Origin of the sequence: Pseudomonas sp. PS02303 (assembly GCF_029959925.1) — a bacterium.
In the GTDB taxonomy this organism is placed as follows: domain Bacteria; phylum Pseudomonadota; class Gammaproteobacteria; order Pseudomonadales; family Pseudomonadaceae; genus Aquipseudomonas; species Aquipseudomonas mandelii.
Map to the genome: position 1 here is coordinate 1 of NZ_JASCOM010000305.1, position 6,441 is coordinate 6,441.

The following is a 6,441-nucleotide window of genomic DNA, read 5'->3' on the forward strand; positions in this document are numbered from 1 at the left end:
CGCCAGCGATAGCGATTTGACAGTCAACATTGATTTGGCTGTCAGATCGCTATCGCTGGCGGGCTAGCTCCCACAGGGATTTTTTGGGTGTTCGGAATCTTTGTTATTCAGTGATCGATAGCAGCATCCGTTGCAACATGGCGTCGCAGGCAGTGAGTTGTTCGAGGCTGACGAATTCGTCGGGTTTATGGCCCTGGTCCATGCTGCCGGGGCCGCAGACGACGGTGGGAATGCCGGCGGCATCGAACAGGCCGCCCTCGGTGCCGAAGGCCACGGTGCCGAACGCTCGGGAGCCGCAGAACCTGGCGATCAACTCGGCCGCTTCGCTGTGTGCATCAGTCGCCAATCCCGGATACGCCGACAACTGGCTGAATCGAATCTCGCTCTGTTCACTCACGGCACGCATGCGCGGCAACACCTGTTGCTCGGCAAAGGCCTTCAACGCCAGTGCAACTTCACTCGGATCATACGAGGGCAACGCGCGGATTTCGAAGTCGAAGCGGCAATCGGCGGGGACGATGTTCAAGGCCTTTCCACCGGAAATCACCCCGGTTTGCACGGTGCTGAACGGCGGATCGAACCGCGCATCGTGATGCTCGGGGGCTTTGAGTCGGTTGCCGATCCGCCCCAGCTCACCGATCAGTTCGGCGGCGTATTCGATGGCATTGACCCCCAGCGGCGCGTAGGCGGAGTGGCACGCTTCACCGTGGACATCGCAGCGCATCGCCAGTTTGCCTTTATGCCCGAGCACCGGTTTCAGCTCGGTGGGCTCGCCGATAATGCACAGCATCGGTTTGACCGGTCGCTGTTCCAACTCCGCCAGCAACGAACGCACGCCGAGGCAGCCGACCTCTTCATCGTATGAAAGCGCGATGTGCACCGGCAGCCGCAACCGGGCGTTCACCAGCGACGGAACGAGGGCCAGTACACAAGCGATGTAGCCTTTCATGTCCGCCGTGCCGCGCCCGAACAGTTTGCCGTCGCGCTCGGTGAGTTCAAACGGCGCAACAGTCCACGGCTGGCCGTCGACGGGCACCACGTCGGTGTGCCCCGACAGCACGATGCCCGGCCGATCCGCCGGGCCAATGGTCGCGAACAGATTGGCCTTGCTGCGCTGCTCGTTGTAGATCAGCTCGCAAGGCACATCGAAACCCACGAGGTAGTCGCGGATGAACTCGATCAGGTGCAGGTTGGATTCGCGGCTGGTGGTGTCGAACGCCACCAGGGTTTCCAGCAAATCACGGCTGCTGCTCATCGGTCGTCTCCGGCGACGCCGTAGCCGGGGGACTTGTCGGGGGCGAGGGCGCGGTCGATGTAGTCCTGAACTTGCGGGCGATAAGCGTCCCAAAGTTTTTCCAGCTGGCCGATGGGATTTTCGTCCGCCCAATCGACCCGCAGGTTGATGATCGGCCAGGTCAGTTCGCCGACCACCACCATCGCCGCCGAATGCACCGGCCCGGCTTCGCCACCGGCGGCGATGGCCGCTTTCATGGCAGCGAGCAAGCGGTCGGCGAGTTGTCCTTCGCCGTGTTCGAACGCTTGGACCATGGCCTCGATGACCGAACGGTCGGCAAGCATGTTGCCGGCGGCGACGCATTGTTCACCGGACACGGCGTTGTGGTTACCGAGGGTTTGCGCGCCGCTGAAATGCGCGGTCTGGCCGAGGTGGTCGATGGCGGTAATCTGACGGTATTGGCTGTAACCGTTGCGGGTCAGGACTTTGTCCAGCGCCTCGGCCGGCGCCAGGCCTTGTTCCATCATGGCCAGCACTTCCGGGCCTAACGACGGCAAGGTGATGTTTTGTGTGGAGACGGCGCCGACACCCGGCAACAGCCAGGGGCAACGGGCGCCGACGGCGATGCTGGAGGAACTGATCGCAATGCCGAACTGACCGGTTTCGGGGCATCGGGCGGCGATGGAGAAAGTCATGGGTTTAGCTCCTTGGTTTGCCTTGGAGAAGGTGGTGTCTGGGCGGGCCTCTTCGCGAGCAGGCTCGCTCCCACAGTTGGATCTGTGTCGTAGACAAATCCGCGGCCACTGAAGATTTCCCTGTGGGAGCGAGCCTGCTTGCGAAGGCCGCGACTCGGTCTAACGACTTACTCAGGAATCACCGCAATCACATCAATCTCCATCAGCCACTGCGGCTGCCCCAGCGCCGACACCACCAGCCCGGTCGAAATCGGAAACACGCCTTTGAGCCACTTGCCCACTTCCTGATACACCGGCTCGCGATACCGCGGGTCAATCAGATAAGTCGTGGTTTTCACAATGTGGCTGAGGTCGCTGCCTGCCTCTTCCAGCAACTGCTTGACGTTGCGCATGGCCTGCTCGGCCTGCGCACGCGGGTCACCCAGACCCACCAGCCGGCCCTCGAAATCCGTTCCGACCTGGCCGCGAACATAAACGGTATTGCCGGCCCGGACCGCCTGGCACAGGTCATTGTCCAGGCTCTGGTTCGGGTAGGTTTCCTTGGTGTTGAACATGCGAATACGGGTATGGGTTGGCGTGGACATTTTTAGCTCCTGACAGAAAAAGGCTTAGGCACTGACCGTGGCTTTGAGGACGGCCGGGGCTTGTTCAGCCTCGCGTTGCGCCGCATCGTGGTAGTCGAGGTAAGAGCGCTGGATGGCGATGTGATCTGCCACGTACTTGGCGTCATGCCAGACACCCCAGATGAACGACGAGCCGCGACGGGACTGCCACGGCAGGCCGAGGAAATACACGCCAGCCTCGCTCGACACGCCGCGCTGATGCTGGGGCTTGCCGTTGTCGTCGAAGGCATCGACCTTGAGCCAGCTGTAATCCGTGGCGAAACCGGTGGCCCAGATGATCGAGGTGACGCCGACCTTGGTCAGGTCGAGTTCAAGAATCGGATGGGTCACGCATTCGGGATCCGGGAACACGTGGCGGGCTTCAGGTTCTTCCGGCAGGTCCAGGCCGTTGCGTTCGATATAAGCGTCGGCGGCATTTAGCAGCGCCAGGTAGTTCTCATCGCCACGCGCCAGGTTGTCCGCCAGATTCGGCTGGAACGTCGCTACGCTACCGTTGAACGATTGAGTCAGGCCCACCAGCGTCATGCCGCGATGGGCTAGTCCACGAAAGTCCACCGTGCGCCCGCCATGGGCACCGCTGACCGCGATGGTCACGTGCTCCCGTCCCGGTTTCATCGCCGCCTGATCCCACTCGCCCAGCACACCCAGCCACCAGCAGAAATCACGGTTGCGGTAAGCGCGAGGAGGGCGGTCGTGGGCGCCGACGGAGAGGTAAACCTTCTTCCCCGCACGCTGCAATTCATCGGCAATCTGCACGCCGGACGAACCCGCGCCGACCACCAGCACCGCGCCTTCAGGCAGTTGCGCCGGGTTGCGGTAGTCGGCCGAGTGGATCTGCATGAAAGGCTGATCTTTCGGCGCAATCGGCGGAATGACCGGCCGCTGGAAAGGCCCGGTGGCCGCCACCACGCGGTTGGCCTCGATCACGCCTTCAGAGGTTTCAATGGTGAAACCCGGGCGACCGACATTGCGCTCGACTTTCAGCACATCGACGCCGGTGCGGATCGGCGCGTTGAATTTCCTGGCGTAGGCTTCGAAGTAATCGGCGACGCGTTCTTTCGGGGCAAATTCGTCGGGGCTGAGATCGTCGAAATCAAGACCCGGGAACCGGTCATGCCACGCCGGACCATTGGCCACCAGCGAATCCCAGCGCCCGGTGCGCCAACGCTCGGCAATGCGGCTGCGCTCCAGCACCAGGTGCGGCACCCCGAGTTTGCTCAAGTGTTCACTCATGGCCACGCCAGCCTGACCGGCGCCAACAATCAGCGTATCTGTTTTTATTTTTTCGGTGGTCATCTCAATACCCTTCGAAGTTGGAGTGAGGTCGCGAACGACCCGCCATTTCTTGGGCTCAAGACTAGGGATGACCCTGGTATCGGTAAAATATTATTAAGCTGGCATTTGAGTATAAATAACTGAGGCAGAGCGCCGTCTGGCGCTCGGGTGGATACGCCGAAGAGGCGCCACGGGTTAACATGGCGCTTTATCAGCGCACCATATAACCGGTTGGGTAATGTCATGGAGTGGATCGAGCATTGATCGAACGACGCCAATTCAGCGGAGGCATGAAGGGCAAAAACCTTCGCTATCTCAATGAACACCCTGATGGGACCCGGCAAACGGTCCGCGCAGGCTTTCTGCTGCTCGAACATTTCTCGCTGCCGGCGTTCACTCAGGCGCTGGATACGGTGGTCACGGCCAATCTGCTACGACCCGACTCGTTCTCTTCTCGCACCTTTGGTTTGAACGATGGCGAGGTCGTCAGCGATCTGGGCCTGGTCATTCGGCCCGATGCCCGTATCGATTGTGCAGCGGTCAAAGCGCTGGACCTGCTGGTGATCTGCGGTGGCTACCGGACAGAACTCAAGGCCAGCGAAGGCTTGATCAGTCTGTTGCGCACGGCGTCGGACCAGGGCGTCAGCCTGGCCGGGCTGTGGAATGGTGCATGGTTTTTGGGGAAGGCCGGTCTGCTGGACGGTTACCGTTGTGCGATTCACCCGGAGCATCGCCCGGCGCTGGCGGATTTCTGCAAGGCCACGCAGGTCAGCAGCGAGCCCTACATCATTGATCGAGACCGGCTGACGGCTTCGAGCCCGTCCGGGGCCTTCCACATGGCGCTGGACTGGATCAAAGGCCTTTACGGCAAAGCGCTTGTCGAGGGGATCGAGGACATCCTGGCGTTCGAGGAGTCGCGCTACCGGCGCATCAAGCCTACGGAAAATGTCTGTGTGAGCGCGCCATTGCGCGAGGTGGTGAAGCTGATGGACGCCAACCTCGAAGAGCCGTTGGAGTTGGAGCAATTGGCGGTTTACGCGGGTCGTTCTCGTCGACAGCTCGAACGGTTGTTCAAGGAGCAACTGGGGACCACGCCACAGCGGTATTACATGGAACTGCGGATTACCGAAGCGCGGCGGCTGCTCCAGCATACGGAGCTGTCCCAGGTGGACGTGCTGGTGGCGTGTGGCTTTGTGTCGCCGAGCCATTTCAGCAAGTGCTACAGCTCGTATTTCGGCTACCGGCCTTCCAAGGAGAAGCGACTCGTCAAATAAGAGCCGCTCGCCCCGAGAAACCCCGACCGTTAATGCATCTTGCTGTGATCAGCCATGCCGAGTGCCCGGGCCTCGGCTTCCACTTTAATCGTCTCTTTCTCGCCCTTGGCGTTTTCCACGGTCAGGATCAGCGGGACTTTATCGCCTTCCTTCACCTGCGCCGTCAGGTCCATCAGCATCACGTGATAGCCGTGGGGATCAAAGCTCACCGGCTTGCCGGCCGGCAGCTCGACAGACTCGACCTGACGCATGCTCATCACATCATCTTTCATGCTGGATTGGTGAATCTGTACGGTTTTGGCGACAGGCGATTGCACGCTGAGCAGCTTGCTGTCGCTGTCGGCTTGCAGGGTCATGAAGGCGCCGGTCGATGGCTGGCCGGCAACGGTCGCGCGGACCCAGGCGTCGTCCACTCTGGTTTGCGCCGATACCTGCCAGGCCATGCCGATCAGGGCGCACCCCAGGACCAGTTGTTTGACGCGTCGCGAGAAAGCGGTGTTGGCGTGGATCGAATTCATCAGCAGACTTCCATGACGGTGAGCAGGTCTTCTGCGCACTCTTGAGCCGTAAGGGACGCGGACAGCCCCAGGCGCAAGTTGCCCCGGGAGTCGAAGACGTAGCTGGTCGCGGTGTGGGAAAGGGTGTAGGTCGAACCGCTCGGGATCTTTTCGAAGAACACGCCGAACTCCTTGGCGGTGGCGGCGGTTTCTTCCAGCGTGCCGTGCAGCGCCTCGAAGCTCGGGTCGAACGTCTTGACGTAGGCGTCGAGCATTTGCGGCGTGTCGCGTTCCGGGTCGAGGGTGATGAAGATCACCTGCAGCTTCTCGCCGTCTCGGCCCATCAGTTTCTTGGCCTGTGCCGCACGGGCCAGGGTCGTGGGGCAGACCGCCGGGCATTGGGTGAAACCGAAGAACACCATCGGCATCAGGCCGCGATAACTGGTGAGCATCTTCGTTTCGCCCTGGGCGTCTTTGAGCTTGAAGGTACGCCCCATGATCTTGTCGCTGAGGTCCTTGCCGTACTTGAACGACAGCCTGGAGCTGTCATCGCAGCCGGCGAGCAGGCCAAGACTCAACAAGCCCATACCGCGCAGGACCGTGCGGCGGGTAAACAACGTACTCATGGAAAAGCATTCCTGTGTTGCGACGGGAAATCTGTAGCGCCTGATGAGTCAGACGAAAAAAGCGCGTGGATATTAACAAACTGTGGCCGTGTTTCGCTCATTGTTGGACGAGGGGTGGTTTTGGTACAGCATCAGAAGTTGCAGAAAACTACGGATCAGCGTCGGACCTGTAGGAGCCAGGCTTGCCGGCGAAGGCGCTCTCAAGTACGCCTTCGCC

At 61.0% G+C, this 6,441-nt stretch carries 7 protein-coding genes; 1 reads left to right on the forward strand and 6 read right to left on the reverse strand.

Translation table 11 applies throughout. From position 1 onward, the window contains the following. Positions 1-103: 103 nt before the first annotated feature. The 4 genes from argE to QMX98_RS31065 form a co-directional block, all read right to left on the reverse strand. Positions 104-1,255 (reverse strand): acetylornithine deacetylase, encoded by a 1,152-nt coding sequence (gene argE, locus QMX98_RS31050; RefSeq protein ID WP_282411900.1) that lies wholly within the window; start codon positions 1,253-1,255, stop codon positions 104-106. After that, entirely contained in the window at positions 1,252-1,929 is a 678-nt protein-coding gene (locus QMX98_RS31055; RefSeq protein ID WP_154912544.1) for a DUF1028 domain-containing protein, read from the reverse strand. The genes argE and QMX98_RS31055 overlap by 4 nt, the downstream gene beginning before the upstream one ends. Before the next feature lie 167 nt (positions 1,930-2,096). After that, positions 2,097-2,513 (reverse strand): RidA family protein, encoded by a 417-nt coding sequence (locus QMX98_RS31060; RefSeq protein ID WP_017338215.1) that lies wholly within the window; start codon positions 2,511-2,513, stop codon positions 2,097-2,099. 24 nt (positions 2,514-2,537) lie between these two features. Next, complete coding sequence (locus QMX98_RS31065) at positions 2,538-3,848, reverse strand: NAD(P)/FAD-dependent oxidoreductase (RefSeq protein WP_282411901.1); 1,311 nt, start codon at positions 3,846-3,848, stop codon at positions 2,538-2,540. A 269-nt stretch (positions 3,849-4,117) separates the two neighbouring features. Between QMX98_RS31065 and QMX98_RS31070 the strand changes: the two genes are divergently transcribed. After that, positions 4,118-5,101, forward strand: coding sequence for a GlxA family transcriptional regulator (locus QMX98_RS31070; protein ID WP_077750153.1), 984 nt, complete (start codon positions 4,118-4,120; stop codon positions 5,099-5,101). Between the two features lie 29 nt (positions 5,102-5,130). Here the strand turns inward: QMX98_RS31070 and QMX98_RS31075 are convergent, their stop codons facing one another. Both QMX98_RS31075 and QMX98_RS31080 read right to left on the reverse strand, forming a co-directional pair. Continuing rightward, the gene (locus QMX98_RS31075) at positions 5,131-5,619 is read right to left on the reverse strand and encodes a copper chaperone PCu(A)C (protein ID WP_010459506.1); all 489 of its coding nucleotides are present in this window, start codon (positions 5,617-5,619) and stop codon (positions 5,131-5,133) included. Further along, positions 5,619-6,224, reverse strand: coding sequence for an SCO family protein (locus tag QMX98_RS31080; RefSeq protein WP_010459508.1), 606 nt, complete (start codon positions 6,222-6,224; stop codon positions 5,619-5,621). Before QMX98_RS31080 ends, QMX98_RS31075 begins: the two co-directional genes overlap by 1 nt. Positions 6,225-6,441: the final 217 nt, after the last annotated feature.